The 23,326-nt window shown below is 62.3% G+C and carries 20 protein-coding genes and 1 pseudogene; 9 read left to right on the top strand and 12 right to left on the bottom strand.

Annotation, left to right across the window (positions count from 1 at the left end):
- Nucleotides 1–102 precede the first annotated feature (102 nt).
- From BV82_RS04315 to rplU, 5 genes are all read right to left on the bottom strand, one after another.
- Nucleotides 103–546, bottom strand: coding sequence for a CreA family protein (locus BV82_RS04315; protein ID WP_162471134.1), 444 nt, complete (start codon nucleotides 544–546; stop codon nucleotides 103–105).
- Nucleotides 547–568: 22 nt separating this feature from the next.
- Complete coding sequence (proB, locus tag BV82_RS04310) at nucleotides 569–1,687, bottom strand: glutamate 5-kinase (protein WP_010225702.1); 1,119 nt, start codon at nucleotides 1,685–1,687, stop codon at nucleotides 569–571.
- 75 nt (nucleotides 1,688–1,762) lie between these two features.
- Nucleotides 1,763–2,986, bottom strand: a complete 1,224-nt coding sequence (gene cgtA, locus BV82_RS04305; protein WP_010225700.1) for an Obg family GTPase CgtA — start codon at nucleotides 2,984–2,986, stop codon at nucleotides 1,763–1,765.
- Nucleotides 2,987–3,178: 192 nt separating this feature from the next.
- Nucleotides 3,179–3,436: a 50S ribosomal protein L27 gene (gene rpmA, locus BV82_RS04300; RefSeq protein ID WP_010225698.1), complete on the bottom strand. Its 258-nt coding sequence runs from the start codon at nucleotides 3,434–3,436 to the stop codon at nucleotides 3,179–3,181.
- 31 nt (nucleotides 3,437–3,467) lie between these two features.
- Nucleotides 3,468–3,779 carry a 50S ribosomal protein L21 gene (rplU, locus tag BV82_RS04295; RefSeq protein WP_010225695.1) on the bottom strand — a complete coding sequence of 104 codons (312 nt, stop codon included), beginning with the start codon at nucleotides 3,777–3,779 and terminating at the stop codon, nucleotides 3,468–3,470.
- A gap of 252 nt (nucleotides 3,780–4,031) precedes the next feature.
- Between rplU and BV82_RS04290 the strand changes: the two genes are divergently transcribed.
- The 3 genes from BV82_RS04290 to BV82_RS04280 all read left to right on the top strand — a co-directional run bounded on the left by BV82_RS04290 (nucleotide 4,032) and on the right by BV82_RS04280 (nucleotide 5,851).
- Nucleotides 4,032–5,000, top strand: a complete 969-nt coding sequence (locus tag BV82_RS04290) for a polyprenyl synthetase family protein (protein WP_010225693.1) — start codon at nucleotides 4,032–4,034, stop codon at nucleotides 4,998–5,000.
- Nucleotides 5,001–5,136: 136 nt separating this feature from the next.
- A complete protein-coding gene (locus BV82_RS04285; protein WP_010226371.1) occupies nucleotides 5,137–5,478 on the top strand; it encodes a zinc ribbon domain-containing protein YjdM in 342 nt (113 codons plus the stop codon).
- A gap of 124 nt (nucleotides 5,479–5,602) precedes the next feature.
- Nucleotides 5,603–5,851 carry a PA4570 family protein gene (locus BV82_RS04280; protein ID WP_010226372.1) on the top strand — a complete coding sequence of 83 codons (249 nt, stop codon included), beginning with the start codon at nucleotides 5,603–5,605 and terminating at the stop codon, nucleotides 5,849–5,851.
- A gap of 116 nt (nucleotides 5,852–5,967) precedes the next feature.
- Here BV82_RS04280 and BV82_RS04275 read toward each other — a convergent pair whose 3' ends face one another.
- The 5 genes from BV82_RS04275 to BV82_RS04255 form a co-directional block, all read right to left on the bottom strand.
- The gene (locus BV82_RS04275; RefSeq protein WP_010226378.1) at nucleotides 5,968–6,585 is read right to left on the bottom strand and encodes a BamJ family beta-barrel-assembly machinery protein; all 618 of its coding nucleotides are present in this window, start codon (nucleotides 6,583–6,585) and stop codon (nucleotides 5,968–5,970) included.
- An 86-nt stretch (nucleotides 6,586–6,671) separates the two neighbouring features.
- Complete coding sequence (locus tag BV82_RS04270) at nucleotides 6,672–6,977, bottom strand: DUF6482 family protein (RefSeq protein ID WP_010226380.1); 306 nt, start codon at nucleotides 6,975–6,977, stop codon at nucleotides 6,672–6,674.
- 134 nt (nucleotides 6,978–7,111) lie between these two features.
- Nucleotides 7,112–7,600, bottom strand: coding sequence for a TIGR00645 family protein (locus BV82_RS04265; protein WP_010226381.1), 489 nt, complete (start codon nucleotides 7,598–7,600; stop codon nucleotides 7,112–7,114).
- Between the two features lie 100 nt (nucleotides 7,601–7,700).
- Complete coding sequence (locus BV82_RS04260) at nucleotides 7,701–8,042, bottom strand: PA4575 family protein (RefSeq protein ID WP_010226382.1); 342 nt, start codon at nucleotides 8,040–8,042, stop codon at nucleotides 7,701–7,703.
- Nucleotides 8,043–8,215: 173 nt separating this feature from the next.
- Nucleotides 8,216–10,654, bottom strand: coding sequence for a Lon protease family protein (locus BV82_RS04255; protein ID WP_036993802.1), 2,439 nt, complete (start codon nucleotides 10,652–10,654; stop codon nucleotides 8,216–8,218).
- Nucleotides 10,655–10,931: 277 nt separating this feature from the next.
- Between BV82_RS04255 and BV82_RS04250 the strand changes: the two genes are divergently transcribed.
- From BV82_RS04250 to BV82_RS04235, 4 genes are all read left to right on the top strand, one after another.
- A complete protein-coding gene (locus BV82_RS04250; RefSeq protein WP_010226385.1) occupies nucleotides 10,932–11,420 on the top strand; it encodes a DUF3015 domain-containing protein in 489 nt (162 codons plus the stop codon).
- 77 nt (nucleotides 11,421–11,497) lie between these two features.
- Nucleotides 11,498–13,351 (top strand): DUF7840 domain-containing protein, encoded by a 1,854-nt coding sequence (locus BV82_RS04245; RefSeq protein WP_036993801.1) that lies wholly within the window; start codon nucleotides 11,498–11,500, stop codon nucleotides 13,349–13,351.
- Nucleotides 13,352–13,535: 184 nt separating this feature from the next.
- A complete protein-coding gene (locus tag BV82_RS04240; RefSeq protein ID WP_010226388.1) occupies nucleotides 13,536–13,892 on the top strand; it encodes a hypothetical protein in 357 nt (118 codons plus the stop codon).
- Nucleotides 13,893–13,958: 66 nt separating this feature from the next.
- Entirely contained in the window at nucleotides 13,959–14,456 is a 498-nt protein-coding gene (locus tag BV82_RS04235) for a GreA/GreB family elongation factor (protein ID WP_010226390.1), read from the top strand.
- Here the strand turns inward: BV82_RS04235 and gdhA are convergent.
- Together gdhA and ettA are read right to left on the bottom strand one after the other, a co-directional pair.
- Nucleotides 14,453–15,790, bottom strand: a complete 1,338-nt coding sequence (gene gdhA, locus BV82_RS04230) for an NADP-specific glutamate dehydrogenase (RefSeq protein ID WP_010226392.1) — start codon at nucleotides 15,788–15,790, stop codon at nucleotides 14,453–14,455. The two genes, BV82_RS04235 and gdhA, sit on opposite strands and share 4 nt — an antisense overlap.
- Before the next feature lie 244 nt (nucleotides 15,791–16,034).
- The gene (ettA, locus tag BV82_RS04225; protein WP_010226393.1) at nucleotides 16,035–17,699 is read right to left on the bottom strand and encodes an energy-dependent translational throttle protein EttA; all 1,665 of its coding nucleotides are present in this window, start codon (nucleotides 17,697–17,699) and stop codon (nucleotides 16,035–16,037) included.
- A gap of 1,110 nt (nucleotides 17,700–18,809) precedes the next feature.
- Between ettA and BV82_RS04220 the strand changes: the two are divergent.
- Together BV82_RS04220 and glyA are read left to right on the top strand one after the other, a co-directional pair.
- Nucleotides 18,810–21,797 (top strand): annotated as a pseudogene (locus BV82_RS04220) (sensor domain-containing protein); the annotation flags it as partial.
- A gap of 196 nt (nucleotides 21,798–21,993) precedes the next feature.
- A complete protein-coding gene (gene glyA, locus BV82_RS04215) occupies nucleotides 21,994–23,247 on the top strand; it encodes a serine hydroxymethyltransferase (RefSeq protein WP_010226395.1) in 1,254 nt (417 codons plus the stop codon).
- The last annotated feature ends 79 nt before the right edge of the window (nucleotides 23,248–23,326 follow it).

The following is a 23,326-nucleotide window of genomic DNA, read 5'->3' as shown; positions in this document are numbered from 1 at the left end:
TCCAGGGGCCTTTCAGGCCCCATCGCCGGCAAGGCCGGCTCCCACAGGGATCACGGTGGTCCTTGTGGGAGCTGGCTTGCCAGCGATGCATTCAACTCGGTTTTACTGAGCCCACGGCAGGATCGGAATCGCCGTTACCGCGTTCTGCGGACTGCCTTCGATCACACGATCCGAGTACACCAGATAGACCAGGGTATTGCGCTTCTTGTCGAGAAAGCGCACCACCTGCATGGTCTTGAACACCAGCGAGGTGCGCTCCTTGAACACCTCGTCACCGTCCTTGAGCTGCTCCTTGAAGCGAATCGGCCCGACCTGACGGCAGGCGATCGACGCCTCGGCGCGGTCTTCAGCCAGGCCCAGGCCGCCTTTCAGACCGCCAGTCTTGGCCCGCGACAGGTAGCAGGTCACGCCCTCGACCTTCGGGTCGTCAAACGCCTCGACAACGATGCGGTCATTCGGCCCGACGATCTTGAACACCGTCGATACCTGGCCAATCTCCTCGGCCGACGCCAGTACCGGCAACGCCAGCAGCGCCGCTGCAATCATCCCTTTGAACACACGTATTTCCTCAGACCAGAATCAGGTTGTCGCGGTGCACCAGCTCCGGCTCGGCGATGTAGCCCAGCAGGGCCTCGATCGCGTCGGACGGCTGGCCAATGATTTTTTGTGCTTCCAGGGCGCTGTAGTTGGCAAGGCCGCGGGCGACTTCGAGGCCATCCGGACCAACGCAGACCACCATCTCGCCACGCCGGAAGCTGCCCTGCACGGTCTTCACACCGACCGGCAACAGGCTCTTGTTGTCCTTGCGCAGGGCCTTCACTGCGCCATCGTCGAGCACCAGGGTACCGCGAGTTTGCAGGTGGCCAGCCAGCCACTGCTTGCGCGCGGCGAGCATGCCGCGCTCAGGCGACAGCAGGGTGCCCAGGCGTTCGCCCGCCTTGAGGCGGTCGAGCACGCGCTCCAGGCGGCCACCGACGATGATCGTGTGGGCACCGGAACGCGCTGCCAGGCGCGCGGCACGCAGCTTGGTCTGCATGCCGCCACGGCCCAGGGCGCCACCGGTGCCACCGGCCACGGCATCGAGGCTCGGATCGTCGGCACGGGCTTCGTAGATGAGCTGCGCATCAGGGTTGTTGCGCGGATCGGCATCGAACATGCCGTCGCGGTCGGTGAGGATCACCAGCAGGTCGGCCTCCACCAGGTTGGCCACCAGCGCCGCCAGGGTGTCGTTGTCGCCGAAGCGAATCTCGTCGGTGACCACCGTGTCGTTCTCGTTGATCACCGGCACCACACCCAGTTCCACCAGGGTGCGCAGGGTGCTGCGGGCATTGAGGTAGCGCTTGCGGTCCGACAGGTCGTCGTGGGTCAGGAGGATCTGCGCGGTGTGCCGGCCATGCTCGGCAAAGCTCGATTCCCAGGCCTGCACCAGGCCCATCTGGCCGATCGAGGCCGCGGCCTGCAGCTCGTTCATCGCACTCGGTCGCTTGGTCCAGCCCAAACGGCTCATCCCGGCGGCAACCGCCCCGGACGACACCAACACCAACTCGACACCCGCCTCATGCAACGCCACCATCTGCTCGACCCAGACACCCATGGCCGCGCGATCCAGGCCCTTGCCATCTGCTGTCAGCAGGGCACTGCCGATTTTCACGACCCAGCGCTGCGCACCCGTCACCTTGCTCCGCATCTTCTTCCAACCTATTCAGATCTTTAGATACCAAAACGCCGCTCCTGAGAGCGGCGTTTAGTGTACTGCAACGAATCAGTCGCGCACGTAAATGATTTCCGGGCCGTCTTCGTCGTCCTCGTCCCAATCATCGTCATCGTCGTCGCCGATGTCGTGCACGCTCTTGACGCCGCTGCGGCGCAGGGCGCGGGCGTCGTCCAGGGCCTGCAGCTGAGCACGGGCTTCGTCTTCGATGCGCTGGTCAAGCTCGGCCAGCTCTTCGGCGTAGGCCGGGTCGTTGGCCAGGCGGTCGGCGCGGTCTTCGAGGTAGCGCATGATGTCGCGGCTGAGCTGCTCGGTGCCCTGCTTGGAGATCGCCGAGATCACGTAGACCGGGCCTTCCCACTGCAGACGCTCGACCACTTCCTTGACCCGCTCGTCACGCTCGTCGTCCATCAGCATGTCGGTCTTGTTCAGCACCAGCCAGCGGTCACGCTCGGCCAGCGACGGGCTGAAGCGGGTCAGCTCGTTGACGATGACTTCGGCGGCATCGGCGCTGCTGCTTTCATCCAGCGGCGCGAGGTCGACAAGGTGCAGCAGCAGGCGGGTACGCGCCAGGTGCTTGAGGAAGCGGATACCCAGGCCGGCGCCGTCGGAGGCACCTTCGATCAGGCCGGGAATGTCGGCGATGACGAAGCTCTTCCAGCGGTCGACACTGACCACACCCAGGTTCGGCACCAGGGTGGTGAACGGGTAGTCGGCGACTTTCGGCTTGGCGGCCGATACCGAGCGGATGAAAGTACTCTTGCCGGCGTTCGGCAGGCCCAGCAGACCGACGTCGGCCAGTACTTTCATTTCCAGTTTCAGGTCACGCTGCTCACCCGGTTTGCCCGGAGTGGTCTGGCGTGGCGCACGGTTGGTACTGGATTTGAAACGGGTGTTGCCCAGGCCGTGCCAGCCGCCCTGGACCACCATCAGCTTCTGGCCCGGCTTGACCAGGTCGCCGATGACTTCCTGGGTGGCGGAGTCGATCACCGTGGTGCCGACCGGCACGCGCAGGATCAGGTCGTCGCCCTTCTTGCCGGTGCAGTCGGTGCTGCCGCCGTTGGAGCCGCGCTGGGCCTCGAAGTGACGGGTGTAACGGTAGTCGACCAGGGTGTTGAGGTTGTCGTCGGCAACCATGTACACCGAGCCGCCGTCGCCACCATCACCGCCGTTGGGGCCACCGTTCTCGATGAATTTCTCGCGGCGGAAGCTCATGCAACCGTTACCGCCATCACCGGCTTTGACCCGGATCGATACTTCGTCAACAAACTTCATAAAAACCGCCTCTCGTCAGCTGGACGAGCTGAGTGACACAAAGACATAAGGCTCTTGCAAAAGTGAGCGCGGCGGCCCCGTCACGATAGTAACAACCCACGCCGGCAGCCCATACAAACAGCTTTGCAAGAGACTCACCCCACAAACGAAAAAGCCCCGTCGCGAGACAGGGCTTTTCCAGCGTTCGCGCGATTACTCGGCGACAACGCTCACGTAACGACGACCGAAGGCGCCTTTTACTTCGAACTTGATCTTACCCGCGATCTTGGCGAACAGGGTGTGATCCTTGCCCATGCCAACGCCGTAGCCAGCGTGGAATTGGGTGCCGCGCTGACGCACGATGATGTTGCCAGGAATGATAGCCTGGCCGCCATACATCTTCACGCCAAGGCGTTTGGCTTCTGAGTCGCGACCGTTACGGGTACTACCACCAGCTTTTTTGTGTGCCATGGTTCAATTCTCCAGAAATGGATTCAGGCGATTAAGCCGAAATACCGGTGATCTTGATTTCGGTGAACCACTGGCGGTGGCCCATACGCTTCATGTGGTGCTTACGGCGGCGGAACTTGATGATGCGCACTTTGTCGTGACGACCTTGGGAGATCACTTCAGCAACAACTTTGGCACCAGCAACGACTGGAGCGCCGATGTTCACGTCGTCGCCATTGGCAACCAACAGAACGCGGTCGAAAGTCACGGATTCGCCAGTGGCGATTTCCAGTTTTTCGATTTTCAGGTATTCACCTTCGGCGACTTTGTACTGCTTGCCACCGGTAACAATTACTGCGTACATGGGTATTTCTCCGATAATCCTGCTCACCCAGCTCTTTATAGGAAGAGTATTGGCTGGCATGGCTGCATAGGGCTGGAACGGCCCAGTGCAATTGCGTAAGGCAGGTGCTGCCCAGGAAGTTCAGGGTGCGCGATTGTACGCAAGCCCTGCTTTGCTTGCAAGTCCCACCCCCGGCCCGCGGGCAGCGCGCCTTGACACGCCGGGACCCGCGACCTAGCATGCCGCGCAACCTTTATGGAGCACCTGTGGCCGATGCAACCCCAAGCTTTCTACCGTGCGGTAGCGGACGACTTCAGCGCCGTTGACGAGATTATCAAGAAACAGCTGACTTCGCGTGTACCGCTGGTATCGAAAATCGGCGACTACATTACCTCGGCTGGCGGCAAGCGCCTGCGTCCACTGCTGGTGCTGCTGTGCGGCAAGGCCCTGGGCCGCGAAGGCGACGACCTGCGCCTGCTGGCCGCCACCATCGAGTTCCTGCACACCGCCACCCTGCTGCACGACGACGTCGTCGACATGTCCGGCATGCGCCGTGGCCGCTCCACCGCCAACGCCCTGTGGGGCAACGCGCCAAGCGTGCTGGTCGGTGACTTCCTGTACTCGCGCTCGTTCGAGATGATGGTCGAACTGGGCTCGATGCCGGTCATGCAGATCCTCTCCAAGGCCACCCGGGTCATCGCCGAAGGCGAAGTCCTGCAGTTGTCCAAGGTGCGCGACGCCAGCACCACCGAAGAAGTCTATATGGACGTCATCCGCGGCAAGACCGCGATGCTGTTCGAGGCCTCGACCCACAGCGCCGCGGCCCTGGCCCAGGCGAGCGAGGAACAGAGCGAAGCCCTGCGCACCTTCGGTGACCACCTGGGCGTGGCCTTCCAACTGGTCGACGACCTGCTCGACTACAAGGGCGATGCGCAGACCCTGGGCAAGAACGTCGGTGACGACCTGGCCGAAGGCAAGCCGACCCTGCCGCTGATCTACACCATGCGCGAAGGCACCGCCGAACAGGCCGCGCTGGTGCGCCAGGCGATCCAGAAGGGCGGCATCGAAGACCTCGAGAGCATCCGCGCGGCCGTCGAAGCCTCAGGCTCCCTGGACTACACCGCCAAACTGGCCCGCGACTACGTGGCCCGCGCCATCGCCTGCCTGGACGTGCTGCCAGCCAGCGAATACCGCGACGCACTGGTCGAACTCAGCGAATTCGCCGTCGCCCGCACGCACTGATTCGCCACTTCCCTAATCGCGGGGCAAGCCCGCTCCCACACGGTGGGAGCGGGCTTGCCCCGCGATTGCATTCGCCCCACGACAACAAAACCTTATACAATGTAGGTTTTGTACCTGTACGTCTTGAGGAACCTTAGTGAGCACTTTGCCACCCTGCCCCAAATGCAACTCCGAATACACCTACGAAGACGGCGCCCAGCTGGTCTGCCCCGAGTGCGCCCACGAGTGGTCGGCTGCCGGTGATGCCGAAGCAGCCAGCGATGAGGCGGTAAAAAAGGATGCAGTGGGCAACGTCCTGCAGGACGGCGACACCATCACCGTGATCAAGGACCTCAAGGTCAAGGGCACCTCGCTGGTGGTCAAGGTCGGCACCAAGGTCAAGAACATCCGCCTGTGCGATGGCGACCACGACATCGACTGCAAGATCGATGGCATCGGCCCGATGAAGCTGAAATCTGAATTCGTCCGCAAGGTCTGATTCTGGTGGGTTCGGGGCCGCCCTGCGGCCTCGACAGCCCACAACCTGGAAAAAACCGCCAATAGGCACTTGCTATTTTGATAATAAGAATTATTCTCATTGAACGCTTTCAAGGAGAATAGCCATGACTTATCTGATAGACGCCTGGCTTGACCGCCCCCATCCATACTTGCGCATCCTGCACCGGGAAACCGGCGAGGTCTGTGCCGTGCTTGAAGAAGAAGCACTGGACGAACTGCGCGACCAGGGTGACCTGGATCTCAATGGTTTGAATTCGAGTGAGCCGGGTGTGCTCAAGGAACTGGTGAGGAACCTGTTCCTGTTCTGCTATGCGCGGGCGTTGCGCCCGGGTGGGGGGACCGATTGGAACTGAAACCGCATCGCCGGCAAGGCCGGCTCCCACAATGGACCGGTGTGAAGCGAATCCTGTGGGAGCTGGCTTGCCAGCGATGAGGGCCGAAAGGCCCTCTGACGTTCTTAAAGAACGTCTTACAGAACGTCCAGCAGCTCGACGTCGAACACCAGCACGCTGTGCGGCGGGATGCTGCCAACGCCCTGAGCGCCGTAAGCCAGCTCGCTCGGCACGTACAGGCGCCATTTGCTGCCGGCATTCATCAGTTGCAGGGCTTCGGTCCAGCCGGCAATCACGCCGCTGACCGGGAATTCTGCTGGCTGGCCGCGCTCGTAGGAGCTGTCGAACACGGTGCCGTCGATCAGGGTGCCGTGGTAGTGGGTACGCACGCTGTCGTCGCGGCTTGGCTTGGCGCCTTCACCTGCGGTCAGTACTTCGAACTGCAGGCCCGAAGCCAGGGTGGTGATGCCGTCACGCTTGGCGTTTTCAGCCAGGAAGGCCTTGCCTTCGCCAGCGGCAGCTTCGGCCTTGGCAGCAGCTTCGGCTTGCATGATTTCGCGGATGACCTTGAAGCTGGCCGACAGGTCGGCTTCGCTGACGCGGCTGTCCTGGCCGTTGAAGGCGTCGGTCAGGCCGGCCAGGATGGCGTCCAGGCTTACGCCTGGTGGCGGGTTGTCACGCAGTTGGCCACCCAGCTGACGGCCGATGCCGTAGCTGACGCGAGTTTCGTCGGTAGACAGGTTGAGTTCGGACATTTGCTTGCTCCGCTGCAGGGCGCATGACAGCCGCGCCCTTTATGAAAAGGGCGAGCAGCCTAGCACACTGCGCTGGCGCAGATCAGCTACCAGGCCGAACGTCGTGGCATCGGTATTTTCAGGTCGCCATCGCCGGCATCGCCACCGCCGCACATCTCATCATCCATCGACCAGTGCACCAGGTGCACTGGCACCGCTGGCAAACCGCTGAGCAGGCGTTGCGCATCGACTACCGAATGCACTTTCAGGCGCTGCCCATGGGTGTCCGAGAGCGGATGGGCGTGGCCTTTTACCCGTGCCTCGATAATGAAATCACCGCCCTCGATGGCGATCAGGTTGAGCTCTTCGACATGACCGGCTCTGGCCTCGGTGTTCAGTTGGTGAAGGTTCATTGCGATACCTCGTTACCGGAACTTCGAGTGACCGTTCATTCTCTGTACAGCCGCGCACAAAGCACAAGGCAAAACCGCAACCGCCCGTCCGTTTTGCAACGCACGGGCGGTTGTTGACTGGGCAAAACGCCTGATCAGTGCTTGGTGACCTTGTCCAGGTAACCCATGGCAAAGGCCGAGACCACGAAGGTCATGTGGATGATCACGTACCACATCAGGTACTGGGGCTCGATGTTGCGCGCGTCCATGAACACCCGCAGCAGGTGGATCGAGGAAATCGCCACGATCGAGGCGGCGACCTTCATCTTCAGCGAAGACGAGTCCATCTTGCCCAGCCAGCTGAGTTTTTCCTTGTCCTCGTCGATGTCCAGTTGCGAGACGAAGTTCTCGTAACCGGAAATCATCACCATCACCAGCAAACCACCGACCAGGGCCATGTCGATCAGCGACAGCAGCACCAGGATCAGGTCGGCTTCGGCCAGGGCGAAAACGTTGGGCAGGACGTGGAAGATCTCTTGGAAGAACTTCAGTGCCAGCGCCAACAGGCCCAACGACAGACCAAAATAGATCGGCGCGAGCAGCCAGCGCGAGGCATACATCGCATTTTCGATAATACGTTCCATTGAAAACTCGTCAGGTTGGCAAAAAAGCGAGCGCGAGTATAACAGCCACCCATGACAGAAAAAGCCCGTGGCACGCTGCCACAGGCGTGGCGCCTGCGACTCAGGTTTCCGGATGGAACTGGAAGTCGCCGACGTGATGGACGCGCTCGCCGTTGATCCGGCGCAGCTGGGCTTGCAGGTGCACACACCAGATCTGCGGATCATCGGCCAGCTGATAACCGTGCAAGGTCAGGCTGTCGACAATGGCATTGAGCACCGACTCGGCCACGAACGGCCCGTGAAACGGCCCTTGGGCCTTGATCGCAGAGGGCTGCTCGCCAGCCATGCCGGCGGCAAACAGCAAGGTCCACATGCCATTGTCACCGGCCAGTGGGCGGATACTGCATTCAATGCGGGTCACCAGGCCCAGGCATTGACGGGTGAGGCTGAGGCTGCGCGGCATGGCGAAGGTCCTCGGTAAACCCTTGTTCAGCCCTCAGGTGAAGGCTGTCTCGTTCCTGTACCTACGACTGTCCCTGATCTGAAGAATAGAAGAATTCCACCCAGGCGTGGAAAAACCGGCGCCGAATGGTCACACCCCATTTAGCGCCGTTTTTTTGACTCGTACCACTCAGTTCAAGAAGCTTTTACCTGCGCCAGGGCCTGCTCGGCATGTTCCTTCTCTGCCTCCTTGAGGTCCTCTTCACTGATCATCTCGGCGATGACCCGCAGGCGCTCCACCACCCGGGCGTTGACGCTGCCTTCAGGGAACTGGCCCTCTTCATCCGGTTCACCGGCAGGCTCACCGACCAGCAGGCTCAGGGCCTCGTCGGCCTGGCTTACCGCATAGACGTGGAACATACCGGCGCGCACCGCCTGCAGCACCCGCTCATCGAGCATCAGCGTGGCAACGTTGGCACGCGGGATGATCGCGCCCTGTTCACCGGTCAGGCCACGTGCTTCGCACAGGCGGAAGAAGCCTTCGATTTTCTCGTTGACCCCACCCACCGCTTGCACTTCACCGAACTGGTTGATCGAACCGGTAATGGCGAAGCACTGCTTGAGCGGCGTCTTCGACAACGCCGAGATCAGCGTGCAGGCCTCGCCCAGGGAAGCGCTGTCACCGTCGACGTAACCATAGGACTGCTCAAGGGCGATACTCGCCGAGATCGCCAGGGGGAATTCCTGGGCATAACGGCTGCCCAGGTAGCCGGTAAGGATCATCACCCCCTTGGAGTGGATCGGCTGACCAAGGTTGACCTCGCGCTCGATGTCGACGATGCCGCTGCCACCCGGGTAGACCGTGGCGGAAATCCGCGCCGGGATACCGAATGCCGAATCGCCGACTTCGAGCACGGTCAGGCCGTTGCACTTGCCCACCGCGGCACCGTCGGTGTCGATCAGGATGATGCCGGCCAGCATGTCGTCGAGAATCCGCGCCGACACGCGGCCAGTGCGGGTGGCCTTGGCCTTGAGGGCACGTTCGATGTGCCCGGCGTCGGTCATTTCGTCGTTGGCCAGGTGGCGGATGAAGTCCGCCTCGCTGACCAGTTGGAACAGGTCGCCGATGCGCGCCGACAAACGCCCCTGGTGCTCGGCCAGGCGCGCGCTGTAGGTGGCCAGGCGCGCCACCGCATCAGCGCTCAGCGGCGCCATGCCCTCTTCGCTGGTGCGGGTCTTGAGCAACTGGGCGAACTGCTCCAGGCTCTCGTCGACCATGGGGATGTCTTCGTCGAAATCGACCAGTACCCGGAACATTTCCTGGAAGTCCGGATCGTGATCCTGCAGGGCGTAGTACAGCTGCCGCGCGCCGATGATCACCACTTTGATATTCAGCGGGATCATCTGCGGATTGAGGGTCACGGTAGCCAGGCGGCCGTACTCGCCCAAGGGCGATTCCATCTTCAGCTTGCGCGACTGCAGGGCGCGCTTGAGCGCGTCCCAGACAAACGGCTCGCCGAGCATCTTCTCGGCCTCAAGAATCAGGAAACCGCCGTTGGCCCGGTGCAAGGCCCCGGGGCGCAGTTGCCGGTACGTGGTGTACAGCGCCCCCTGGTCGGTGCTGTATTCGATACGGCCAAACAGGTTGTCGTAGGTCGGGTGCGGCTCGAACACCACCGGCGCGCCGCCGCTGGCGTGATGGCCGACCACCAGGCTTGGCGAGTACTGCTCTTCGAGCAGCTTGCGCGCCTGGGCATCGGTCTTGCTGTCATCGACCAATTGCTCGACCACGGTGCGCAGCAGGTACACCTGCATGGCCTGCAGATAAGCGCAAACGGCGGCGTTTTCTGCGTACTTTTCAGACAGCGGCGCCAGCAATGGCTGCAAGGCCAGGGTGATGGTTTCTTCGTTGAGGTGGCGTAGCTGGTTGCTCGACTCGCGCTTCCATTGCGGCAGGCTCGCCAGCTCTTCGTTGAGGCGCTCCTCCAGGGCGGCGATGTCGTCGTGGAAACGCTCACGCTCGGCTTCCGGCAACTGGGCGAATTCGGCTTCGTCCAGCGCCTTGCCATCGGCCATCGGGGTGAAGGCGACGTTGCTGCTGTCGCGGTACAGGGCTACGTCCTTTTCCAGTGAGGCGCGCTCGATCACATCCAGGGCGCGGTCGTAGCGCTGGTTGAAGGCGCGATCGATGGCGCTCTTCTTCTGCTGGTAGGACGGGTGCTCGAAGACCGCCGGGAAAGTCGCCAGCAGGTTGTCGATCAGGCCACCGATGTCGCTGATGAACGCCCCGGCGCTGCCTGGCGGCAACTCCAGGGCGCGCGGCTCGCGTGGCTCGTCGAAGTTGTTGACATAAACCCAGTCCGAGGGCGTATGCAGGCGTTTGCCTTCCGCCTTCAGGTAGCGTTTGACGAACGAGAAACGGCCAGTGCCGGGCTCGCCCATGACAAATACGTTGTAACCAGGGCGCGGCATGGCGACGCCGAACTGCAAGGCTTCAACCGCACGCTCCTGGCCAAGCACACCGCGAAAAGGCTCCAGATCATTGGTGGTGGAAAAAGCGAACTGTTCAGCGGAAAACGGCCGGGTCAGGGCTTCGGGCGCAAGACGCAGGCTCGCAGCGACAGGATCGGGCATCGGGCTTCCTTACTTCGGCGGGGCAGATGTCAGCATTCTGGCGCCGTGCGCGTACGCCTTGCAAGGCTCATCGCTGCGAATTGTCGCAGGGGCGAAAAGCCGATCTACGTCAACATTTTCAGGCAATCTTTCGCAATAAATCACGCAACCCTTAGATCGTGCCTAAACTCCAAACTGCGCGGCTGGGTAAATAACCGACCCGCCCTGGCAACTGGTCCTACAGATATGCCAGACAACCCTGACCTTTGGTATGTACTTCTAGAAAGAGAACAATGCTATGAAACGGATTCTTCTGGGTACTCTGTTCACTGCGGTTTCCCTCAATGCCATGGCCCAGGCGCCTGGCGGACCGGACTGCGGCTGGGGCAACATGCTGTTCGAGGGCCAACGCGGGACACCGGCCCACTTCCTGGCCTCCACCACCAACGGCACGTCCGGCAACGCCACTTTCGGCATGACCTCGGGCACCAACGGCTGCTCGACCAACTCTGCGCTGACCTATGGCGGTAAATCATGGTTCGCCATGAACGGTATGATGAACGAACTCTCCGAGGACATGGCCAAGGGTCAAGGTGAAGCACTGACCACCTATGCCGTGGTGCTGGGCGTTGCCCCGGAAGATCGCGCGCACTTCGCCGCGGTTACCCATCAACACTTCCAGGACATCTTCAAGACCGCCGATGTCACGGCTGAAGACGTGCACAGCAACACCCTCGCGGTGCTGAAAAGCGACCCGCGCCTGGCCAAATACGCCACCCAGGCTTAAGCTCAGCCCACCCGCCCCGTCACCGGGGCGGGTTGTTGTCCGCCTCTATCGGCATCATTCAGACTTAGTTGCCCGACATGCTCAAACGCCTTGCCTACCTGGCGCTCTGTGCCTGCGCCCCGCTGCATGCTGCCCCTACATTCGATGACGCACGCCTGAAGCAACTGGCGGCCGAGCGCTACTGGATCGCCCTCGGTCACTACGAGACGGCCAAGCTTGGCGGTTGGCGCAGCTACGTCGACGACCAGCGCTTCTTTCTCGCCGCAGACGGCGCCCATCACCCGGACCAGGAGCTGCGCGCCACCGTCCAGGCGCTGTATGCCCCGGCGAGCCTCGGCAACAAACACGCCCAGTGCGTGTTCCCGGCGCGTACCCGCTGGTTGCGCGAGCAGTTGCAACTCAGCGACCTGCCAACCCCGGACTGCCAGGAATACACTCAGTGGTTCAAGGACGTCTCACCGCACAGCGCGGTGATGATCTTTCCGGCCGCCTACCTGAACAGCCCGTCGTCGATGTTCGGCCACACCCTGTTGCGGATCGACCAGGCCGACGTGCAGAGCAACGCAACCGCCCTGCTCAGCTATGCGATCAACTTCGGCGCCTATATCGAGGGCAGCGACAACAGCATCCTCTATGCCTGGAAGGGCCTGATGGGCGGCTACCCGGGCCTGTTCGCCCTGGTGCCCTACCAGGAAAAGCTCTCCGAGTACCGCAGCCTGGAAAACCGCGACCTGTGGGAATACCGGCTGAACCTGACCCCGGAAGAAACCGGGCGCATGGTCGAGCATGTCTGGGAACTCAAGCAGATCCAGTTCGACTATTTCTTCTTCGACGAAAACTGCTCCTATCGCTTGCTCGAACTGCTGCAAGTGGCACGCCCGAGCCTGGACCTGACCTCGCAGTTCCCGTTGACCGCGATTCCCACCGACACGGTCAAGGCCGTCAAGCAGTCCGGCCTGGTCGAACGCATCGACTACCGGCCGTCACGCGAACGTGAGCTGCTGGAGCGGGCCAAACCGCTGGATGCCGGCGAGCAACAGCAGGTGCTGGCGGTCAGTGCCGACACCGCCCAACTGCAAAGCCCCGAATTCACCGCCCTGCCGCGCGAGCGCCAGGCCCTGGTACAGGACGCCGCCTATCGCCTGGAGCGTTACCGGGCCAACGGCCAGGAGCGCGACCCGGCACGCAGCAAACGCAGCTTCGAGCTGCTGCGGGCGATTAACCGCAACCCGCCGCCGGAGCTTGAAATCGAACGCCCGGGACTGCCTGAAGACGGCCATCAGTCGCGCACCTGGCAGTTGGGCCTGGGTAGCCGCGATGATCGCGCCTATGCCGAGTATGGCCTGCGCATGGCCTATCACGACCTCAACGACAACGCCTACGGCTTTCCCCTCGGCGCGCAGATCGAGATCCTTCAGCTCAAGCTGCGCCAGTACGAAGGCAACGACTGGCAGGTGCAACGCCTGGACCTGGCCACCATCCGCTCGCTGACCCCGCGCAATGCCTTGCTGCAACCCTGGTCGTGGCAGGTCGCCGGAGGGCTGGAGCGGGTGCTGGGCAAGCATGGCGATGAGGTGCTGGTCAGCCACGTCAACGGCGGCGCCGGCGGTACCTGGCAGCTGGCCGATGACCTGCTTGGTTTTGCCCTGGGCACGGTGCGGGTCGAGCACAACAATGACTTTTCCGGTTTCATCGCCCCGGCAGCGGGGTTCAATACAGGGCTGCTGTGGCGCAATCCGCTGGGCAACCTGAGTGTCGAGGCCAAGGCCGACTACTTCACCAACGGCGAGGTGCGGCGTAGCCTGAGCTTGAACCAGCAGTGGGAATTGTTCCGCGATCTGGGCCTGCGGCTCAGTGCCAGCCGCGACTTCAGCAAGTTGGCGTCGGCGCAGAACGAGGTGATGCTGGAATTGAAGTGGTACCAGTATTAGCAAGGCTGCGCCTTGCATCGCTGGCAAAGCCAGCTCCCACAGGTCAGGTGTACACGGTCCAGTGTGGGAGCCGGCCTTGCCGGCGATGGGCTGCGCAGCAGCGCCAATGCCCTGATCACATCCTTTTGACACGCCAGCGACAATTCCCCACCTAGACTTTCCCTGGCAAGCGGAGAGTTTGAACATGCGGCGGTATTGGCTGGTCATGGTGGTAATGGGCGTGCTCACAGGTTGCCAGACAACCCACGAGCAACTGATCAATCAGGGTTATCCACCGGCCTACGCCGATGGTTTCCAGGACGGTTGCAGCAGCGGTCGCCAGGCCGCCGGAGTGATGGCCGGGGATTTTCGCAAGGACGTGCCGCGCTACCTGCACAACCGTCAGTACGAGTCCGGCTGGGACGATGGCTTTCGCCAGTGCCACGCCATGCAGGAGAACCAGGACCTGCAGGAATACCGCGCCCGACACTGGGATGACCGCGATGAGCAGTGGCAGGAAGAAAAGGATCGGGATGCCGCGCGCGCCTATCGACGCAAGTAGGTCGCAATCGGACATCCGATGCAACCACCGGGCTGTCAGCATGGTCTCCCATGAAAGGAGGCCCTCATGAGCCGAGCATTCGTCAACGAAGACCAGGCCGCCGCCCAGGCCAGCCAGCCGGTGGAACGCCGGATCAGCGAGCAGCCCAACCATGTTACCGCCTGCGGCCTGACCCTGCTGCAACAACGGCTCGCCGAGCTGAACAGCTTGCGCAGCGAACTCCTGAGCCAGGGCGATCAGGCTGACCAGCAGCGCCTGGCCGAAATCGAACGCGACCTGCGCTACTTCAGCGCCCGGGTGCAAAGCGCCCAGGTCGTCGCCCCCGCCACTTCCCATGAAAAGGTGCAGATCGGCAGCCGGGTACTGTTCGTCGATGAGCAGGGCCAGCAGCATCAGGTGCAACTGGTCGGTGAAGACCAGGCCTATGCCGCCAGCGGCCTGATCAACTGGGGTTCACCTCTGGGCCGGGCGTTGCTGGGAGCCGCGCCCGGTGATGAGGTGCTGTGGCGACGACCGGCAGGGGATCTGCGAATCGAGATCGTCGCCATCGAGCCGGAAGCTTAAACCACGCCCTGGGCCAGCATGGCATCGGCAACCTTGACGAAGCCGGCGATGTTGGCGCCCTTCACGTAGTTGATCCGGCCGTTCTCTTCGCCGTAGTGCACGCAGGCATGGTGGATCGATTGCATGATGTTGTGCAGCTTGCTGTCCACTTCACCGGCGGTCCACAACAGGCGCATGGCGTTCTGCGACATCTCCAGGCCACTGACGGCCACGCCACCGGCGTTGGAGGCCTTGCCCGGAGCGAAGAGGATGCCGGCTTCGATGAAGATATCCACAGCCTCGAGGGTGGTCGGCATGTTGGCGCCCTCGGCCACGCAGATGCAGCCGTTGCGCAGCAGGGTGCGGGCGTCTTCGGCGTCCAGTTCGTTCTGGGTCGCGCATGGCAGGGCGATGTCGCAGGCCAGGGTCCAGGGGCGCTGGCCCTTGCGGAACTCCAGGCCAAAACGTTCGGCCAGCTCGCTGATCCGGCCACGCTTGACGTTTTTCAGCTCCATCAGCGCATCCCACTGCTCATCGCTCATGCCGGCTTCGCAGTACAGCGTGCCTTCGGAGTCGGACAACGAGATCACCTTGCCGCCCAGGTCCATGACCTTGCGCGCGGCATACTGGGCAACGTTGCCGGAGCCGGAAATGGCCACCCGGCGACCGTCGATGCGCAGGTCCTGGCGCTTGAGCATCTCTTCGGCGAAGTACACGCAGCCGTATCCGGTGGCTTCCGGGCGGATCAGGCTGCCGCCGTAGGTCATGCCCTTGCCGGTCAGCACCGAGGTGAACTGGTTGGCCAGGCGCTTGTACTGGCCGAACAGGAAACCGATCTCGCGGGCGCCGACGCCGATATCACCGGCCGGCACGTCGAGGTCGGCGCCAATGTGGCGGTACAGCTCGCTCATGAACGCCTGGCAGAAGCGCATGACCTCGGCATCGCTCTTGCCCTTCGGATCGAAGTCCGAGCCGCCCTTGCCGCCGCCCATGGGCAGCGAGGTCAGGGAGTTCTTGAACACCTGCTCGAAAGCCAGGAACTTCAGCACGCCGAGGTTCACCGAGGGGTGGAAACGCAGGCCGCCCTTGTACGGGCCGATGGCACTGCTCATCTGGATGCGGTAGCCGCGGTTGACCTGGACCTTGCCCTGGTCATCGACCCACGACACGCGGAACAGGACCGCCCGCTCCGGCTCGACCATACGCTCGAGGATACCGGCCTGCAGGTAATGAGGATTGGCTTCGAGGAACGGCCAGAGGCTGCGCAGCACCTCTTCGACGGCCTGATGGAACTCAGGCTGGGCCGGGTCGCGTTGCTTGAGGCGAGCGAGGAAATCTTCGACAGATTCGATCATGTAGACATTCACCAGATGGAGTGGGCTTATTGGTTTTTTCCCCGACTTTACCAAGAAGCCACCGCACCGCAACAGGGCGAAATGTCGTTTTTATGAAATTAAATGGTGCATTTGTATAAGTGTATACACTTCATCTTTCAGCGCTAAATCTGTGGGAGCTGGCTTGCCAGCGATGAATTCGACACAAATCCAGGCAAAAAAAAACGGGACCCGAAGGCCCCGTTCCAGTGCACAGCCCTGAGGGTTATGCCAGTTTTTTGTGCCGTACCCGGTGCGGCTGAGCAGCGGCTTCGCCCAGGCGCTTCTTGCGATCGGCTTCGTACTCGGTGTAGTTGCCTTCGAAGAACACCGCCTGCGAATCGTCTTCGTAAGCGAGGATGTGGGTGGCCACACGGTCCAGGAACCAGCGATCGTGAGAGATCACGATGGCGGCGCCCGGGAAGTCCAGCAGGGCTTCCTCCAGCGAACGCAGGGTTTCAACGTCGAGGTCGTTGGACGGTTCGTCGAGCAGCAGGACGTTGGCGCCCTCTTTCAGGGTCAGGGCCAGGTGCAGACGACCGCGCTCACCACCGGAGAGGTCCTTGACGAACTTCTGCTGATCGCCGCCCTTGAAGTTGAAACGGCCCACGTAGGTGCGCGACGGAATCTCGTAGGTGCCGATGCGCAGTTGGTCGGAGCCGTCGGAGATCTGCTGGAACACGGTCTTGTTGCCGTCGAGGTCTTCGCGGCTCTGGTCAACGCAAGCCAGTTGCACGGTTTCACCGATCTCGATGCTGCCCGAGTCCGGCTGTTCCTTGCCCATCAGCATGCGGAACAGGGTCGATTTACCGGCACCGTTGCCACCGATCACGCCGACGATGGCGCCTTTTGGCATGGAGAACGACAGGTTGTCGATCAGCACGCGATCGCCATAGCCCTTGGTGACGTTCTTGAACTCGATGACCTTGTCACCCAGGCGTGGACCGGCCGGGATGTAGATCTCGTTGGTCTCGCTGCGCTTCTGGAACTCCTGCGACTGCATTTCTTCGAAGCGTTGCAGACGGGCCTTGGATTTGGACTGACGGGCCTTGGCGCCTTTGCGCACCCACTCCAGTTCTTCCTTCATGGCCTTTTCGTGGGCCGACTGCTGCTTGGATTCCTGGGCCAGACGATCGGACTTGGCTTCCAGCCAGCCCGAATAGTTGCCTTCGTACGGAATACCGGCGCCGCGGTCGAGTTCGAGGATCCAGCCGGCGACGTTGTCGAGGAAGTAACGGTCGTGGGTAATGGCAACCACGGTACCCGGGAAGTCGTGGAGGAAATGCTCCAGCCAGGCGACGGAATCGGCATCCAGGTGGTTGGTCGGTTCGTCGAGCAGGAGCATGTCAGGGGCCGACAGCAGCAGACGGCACAGGGCCACACGGCGCTTCTCACCACCGGACAGGTGCTCGACCTTGGCTTCCCAGGCCGGCAGGCGCAGGGCGTCGGCGGCCACTTCCAGCTGACGCTCGAGGTTGTGGCCATCGCTGGCCTGGAGGATGGCTTCAAGCTTGGCCTGTTCGGCAGCCAGCTTGTCGAAGTCGGCATCCGGCTCGGCGTAGGCGGCGTAGACTTCGTCCAGGCGGGCCTGGGCGTCCTTGATCACACTGACCGCTTCCTCGACCACTTCACGCACGGTCTTGGCCGGGTCCAGCTGGGGCTCCTGCGGCAGGTAGCCGATGTTCAGTTCGGGCATCGGACGGGCTTCGCCGTCGAACTCGGTGTCTACACCCGCCATGATTTTCAGCAGGGTGGATTTACCCGAGCCGTTGAGGCCGAGCACGCCGATCTTGGCGCCGGGGAAAAACGACAGGGAGATGTTCTTCAGGATTTCCCGCTTCGGCGGGACAACCTTGCCCAGCCGATGCATGGTATAGACGTATTGAGCCATGGATAAACCTAGCGTCAGAGACGAAAAAATAAGGACGATACAGATGAAGGAAGCCGTAGCCCCCAGGAAAGGGCCAAAGCTACCGTAATGCGCCGGGTTGGGCAAACCGCCGACGAACAGGGCTGGCACTTTGCCACGTTTGCGGGCATGCTAGCCGCCCTTCGGGCGTCCGGCTTATAGTGCGCAACCGGAGCCGTCGCCAGGAACGCGGCACTTGCCAACCAGCAGCTCTAAACCTGCCATCCAGCCATACCGCAGGATCAACGTTTGACCAATCTCTCTCAGCCGTCATCCCTGCGCAAGCCGGCCACTGCGTCAGGCTCGCCGCTGCGCGGTTCATTGAAAGGCGCGCTGGCCCTGTTGGTGCTGTTGCTGCTCGGCCTGCTGCTGTGGCAGTTGATTGCCCAGTTCCGTCATACCCAGGCTGACCAGTATCAGCAAAGCTTGAACGACAGTGCCGAGCTCGCCGATCACATGAGCCTGAACATGGCGCTCAAGGCCCAGGTGGCGCTCAATCAGTTCCAGCAATACGGCGTGTCGCCTGGCCCGGAACACCTGCCAAAAGTCATCGCCCAGTTACGCCAGCAACAGCCGAACCTGCTCAGTGTCGCCTGGATCGGCGCCGACGGCAGTCTACAGGCCGACAGCCTGAACGCCAGCCCCGATTACCAGGTGCTGGACGAGCTGCTGCGGCTAAACCAGGGGCGCGACTACTATTACAGCAACAGCGCCGATAACCAGCAGGTCTACCTGTTGCTGCGCCAGCCGGGCGAAGCGCCCAGCGGCTACTGGTTCCTGCGCCTGGCGCCGAGCTACTACAGCGACCTGACCACCCACCTGGACCGGCCCAACCACCCCTTGTGGTTGCTGGAAAACAGCCGTACCGGCGACATCATCAACCGCCATCAACCGACTCCCGGCAGCGATGAGCCGCTGCAAAGCGTGATGCTGGCGTTTCTCGACAACAGCACCTGGCAGCTGCGCGGCCTGTTCGATGCAGGCCTTGCCCGCCAGCAACTGTTGCCGGCACTGATCGGCAAATGCGTACTGGGGCTGTTCTGCGCATTGATACCGCTGCTGGCCTTGATCAACATGCGCCGCCGGCATCGCCTGTTGCAGGAAAGCCGTCGGCGCTACCACGACATTTTCGAAGGTACCGGGGTCGCCCTGTGCGTGCTCGACCTCTCCGGCCTGCCCGGTCAGCTCGAGCGGTATCGCCTGCGCAGCCGCCCGGCCCTGGAACAGCGCCTGGCGTTCGACCAGCCTTTGCGCCGGGTGCTGCTGCAAGAACTGAAAGTCACCGAAGTCAATCAGGTGGCCCTGCAACTGCTCGGCGTCAATTGCTGTGACAGTGCCTGGCAGCGCCTGGTCGAAGGTTCGCAGACCGACAGCGACGGTATCGGCGTCCAGCTGCTCGGGGCGATCCTCGACAACCAGCAACAGCTGGAGCTGGAGGTACGCCTGCCGACGGCGGATGGCGAGGACCTGCACCTGTGGCTGATGGTGCGCTTCCCGCAGCAGCGCCGTGATTACCAGGCGGTGATCCTCAGCATCAGCGATATCACCAGCCGCAAGCAGGTCGAGCTGTCGTTGCTCGAACGCGAAAGCTTCTGGTCGGACGTGGTGCGCACCGTGCCTGACCAGCTGTACGTGCAGGATGTGCAAAGCCAGCTGATGATCTTCAGCAACCGCAACCTCGGCCAGACCCTGGGCTACAGCCGCGCGGAGCTGGCGAAGATGGGCGATCATTTTTGGGAGTTGCTGCTGCACCCGGACGATGCCCAGCTGTACCGGCAATTGCGCCAGCAACAACGCCACTCGGGTTATGTCGAGCAACTGCATTGCCAGCTGCGTTTGCGCCACCACGACCAGTGCTGGCGCCGCTTCGACATTCGCGAACAGGCCCTGACCCGCAACAGCGCAGGTTGCGTGACGCGGATCATCGGCGTCGGCAAGGACGTTACCGAGCAGATCGAGGCCAGCGAATCCCTGCGCGACAGCGAACAACGCTACCGCATGCTCGCTGAAAGCATCAGCGACGTGATCTTCTCCACCGACAGCCAACTGCAGCTGAACTACGTCAGCCCGTCGATCCAGGCGGTCCTGGGCTTTGAAGTGGAGTGGATCATCGAAAACGGCTGGCATTCGACCATCGCCAACCCGGCCCAGCTCACCGGCATCTACAGCCTGGTCGAGCGGGTCAACAAGGCCCTCGGCGACCCCGAACAGCTGGAGCAGTTGCGCACCCAATTGCCGACCCAGCTGTTTTTGTTCGACTGCCTGCGCGCCGATGGCCGCAAGATCCCGATCGAGCTGCGCCTGGTGCTGGTCTGGGATGACCAGGAGCGCTTCGAGGGCATCCTTGGCGTCGGCCGCGACATCAGCCAGCAACGCCGCGCCGAGAAAGACCTGCGCATGGCCGCCACGGTATTCGAGCACTCGACCTCGGCGATCCTCATCACCGACCCGGCCGGTTACATCGTCCAGGCCAACGAAGCCTTCAGCCGCGTCAGTGGCTACGCCGTGGCCGATGTACTGGACCAGTTGCCGAGCCTGCTGACCGTCGATGAGCACCAGGATGCCCACCTGCGCTACGTGCTCAAGCAGCTGCACCAGCGCGGCACCTGGGAAGGCGAAGTGTGGCTCAAGCGCCGCAACGGTGAACACTACCCGGCCTGGGTCGGCATCACCGCGGTACTCGACGATGAAGGCGACCTGGCCAGCTACGTGTGCTTCTTTACCGACATCAGCGAGCGCAAGGCCAGTGAACAGCGCATCCACCGCCTGGCCTACTACGATGCCCTGACCCACCTGCCCAACCGCACCCTGTTCCAGGACCGCCTGCACACGGCCCTGCAGCAAGCCGATCGGCACAAGGCCTGGGTGGTGCTGATGTTCCTCGACCTCGACCGCTTCAAGCCGATCAACGACTCCCTCGGCCATGCCGCGGGCGATCGCATGCTCAAGGACATGGCCGAGCGCCTGCTCGACTGCGTCGATGACGACGACACCGTGGCGCGCATGGGTGGCGATGAATTCACCTTGCTGCTGCAACCGCGCGCCACCCGGGAAATGGCCTTGAACCGCGCCATTCACGTGGCCGAACAGATTCTCGGCAGCCTGGTGCGACCGTTCGTGCTGGAGAACCGCGAGTTCTTCGTCACCGCCAGTATCGGCATCGCCCTCAGCCCGCAGGATGGCAGCGAGCTCAGTCAGCTGATGAAGAACGCCGACACCGCCATGTACCACGCCAAGGAGCGCGGCAAGAACAATTTCCAGTTCTACCAGGCCGACATGAACGCCAGTGCCCTGGAGCGCCTGGAGCTGGAAAGCGACCTGCGCCACGCCCTGGAACAGAACGAATTCATCCTTTATTACCAACCGCAGTTCAGCGGCGACGGCAAGCGCCTGACCGGCGCCGAGGCGCTGCTGCGCTGGCGCCATCCGCGGCGCGGGCTGGTGCCGCCAGGGGACTTCATCCCGGTGATCGAGGAGCTCGGCCTGGTGGTCGATGTCGGCGATTGGGTGCTCAAGGAGGCCAGCCGCCAGCTCAAGGCCTGGCACCAGGCCAAGGTGCGGGTGCCGAAGGTCTCGGTGAACATCTCGGCGCGCCAGTTCTCCGACGGCCAGTTGGGCGAGCGCATCGCAACCATTCTCAAGGAAACCGGCCTGCCGCCGGCGTGCCTGGAGCTGGAGCTGACCGAAAGTATCCTGATGCGCGAGGTCAACGAGGCCATGGTGATCCTCGACAGCCTGAAGAACCTCGGCCTGAGCATCGCGGTCGACGACTTCGGCACCGGCTATTCGTCGCTCAACTACCTCAAGCAGTTCCCCATCGACGTGCTGAAGATCGACCGCACCTTCGTTGACGGCCTGCCCGAGGGTGAACAGGATGCGCAGATTGCCCGGGCGATCATCGCCATGGCCCACAGCCTGAACCTGGCGGTGATCGCCGAGGGCGTGGAAACCCACGAGCAGTTGGAGTTCCTCCGTGAGCACGGCTGTGACGAGGTGCAGGGTTACCTGTTCGGGCGGCCGATGCCGGCGCATCAGTTCGAGGCGCAATTCAGCAACGAAACCTTGTTCATGTTCGAGTAGGCAGGAAGCTGCAAGCCTTAAGCTACAAGCGGCAAGTTAGAAGCGTTACGCGTTCGGCCTTTGACTTGCCGCTTGAAGCTTGCAGCTTGTCGCTCATGAGCCCCATTTGTCTGCGACATGATGCCCTTTCATATGCCAGACAAAAGCTGATGAGGTAGAATGCCCGCCTATTTCAGCACGATCCTTGAGGACCGCCATGTTCAGCCGTGATTTGACCATTGCCAAGTACGACGCCGATCTCTTTGCCGCCATGGAGCAAGAAGCTCAGCGCCAGGAAGAACATATCGAGCTGATCGCCTCGGAAAACTACACAAGCCCCGCTGTCATGGAAGCCCAAGGCTCGGTGCTGACCAACAAGTACGCCGAAGGCTATCCGGGCAAGCGCTACTACGGCGGTTGCGAATACGTCGACGTGGTCGAGCAGCTGGCCATCGACCGTGCCAAGGAACTGTTCGGCGCCGATTACGCCAACGTCCAGCCGCACGCCGGTTCGCAAGCCAACAGCGCCGTCTACCTGGCCCTGCTGTCGGCCGGTGACACCATCCTGGGCATGAGCCTGGCCCACGGTGGTCACCTGACCCACGGCGCCAACGTCAGCTCCTCGGGCAAACTGTACAACGCCATCCAGTACGGCATCGACGCCAACGGCCTGATCGACTACGACGAAGTCGAGCGCCTGGCGCTCGAGCACAAGCCGAAGATGATCGTTGCCGGCTTCTCGGCCTACTCGCAGATCCTCGACTTCCCACGCTTCCGCGAAATCGCCGACAAGGTCGGTGCCTACCTGTTCGTCGACATGGCCCACGTTGCCGGCCTGGTCGCTGCAGGCGTGTACCCGAACCCGGTGCCATTCGCCGACGTGGTCACCACCACTACCCACAAGACCCTGCGCGGTCCACGTGGTGGCCTGATCCTCGCCCGCGCCAACGCCGAGATCGAGAAGAAGCTGAACTCCGCGGTATTCCCGGGCGCCCAGGGCGGCCCACTGGAGCACGTGATCGCCGCCAAGGCCATCTGCTTCAAGGAAGCACTGCAGCCTGAGTTCAAGGCCTACCAGCAACAAGTGGTGAAAAACGCCCAGGCCATGGCCGGCGTGTTCATCGAGCGCGGTTTCGACGTGGTTTCCGGCGGTACCCAGAACCACCTGTTCCTGCTGTCGCTGATCAAGCAGGAAATCTCCGGTAAAGACGCCGACGCCGCCCTGGGTCGCGCCTTCATCACCGTCAACAAGAACTCGGTTCCAAACGACCCACGTTCGCCGTTCGTCACCTCCGGCCTGCGCTTCGGCACCCCGGCCGTGACCACTCGTGGCTTCAAAGAGGCCGAGTGTAAAGAACTGGCTGGCTGGATCTGCGACATCCTCGCCGACCTGAACAACGAAGCGGTGATCGACGCCGTTCGCGAGAAGGTCAAGGCCATCTGCGCCAAGCTGCCGGTATACGGCAAGTAAGCACAGCGTCATGATGTGAAAAAGCCCGGCTCAAGAGCCGGGCTTTTTTGTACCTGTAGGAGCGGGCTTGCCCCGCGAT

Source organism: Pseudomonas donghuensis (genome assembly GCF_000696345.2).
Classification (GTDB): domain Bacteria; phylum Pseudomonadota; class Gammaproteobacteria; order Pseudomonadales; family Pseudomonadaceae; genus Aquipseudomonas; species Aquipseudomonas donghuensis.
Note: the sequence above shows the minus strand (reverse complement) of the source record. Positions and strands in the feature narration are given on the sequence as shown.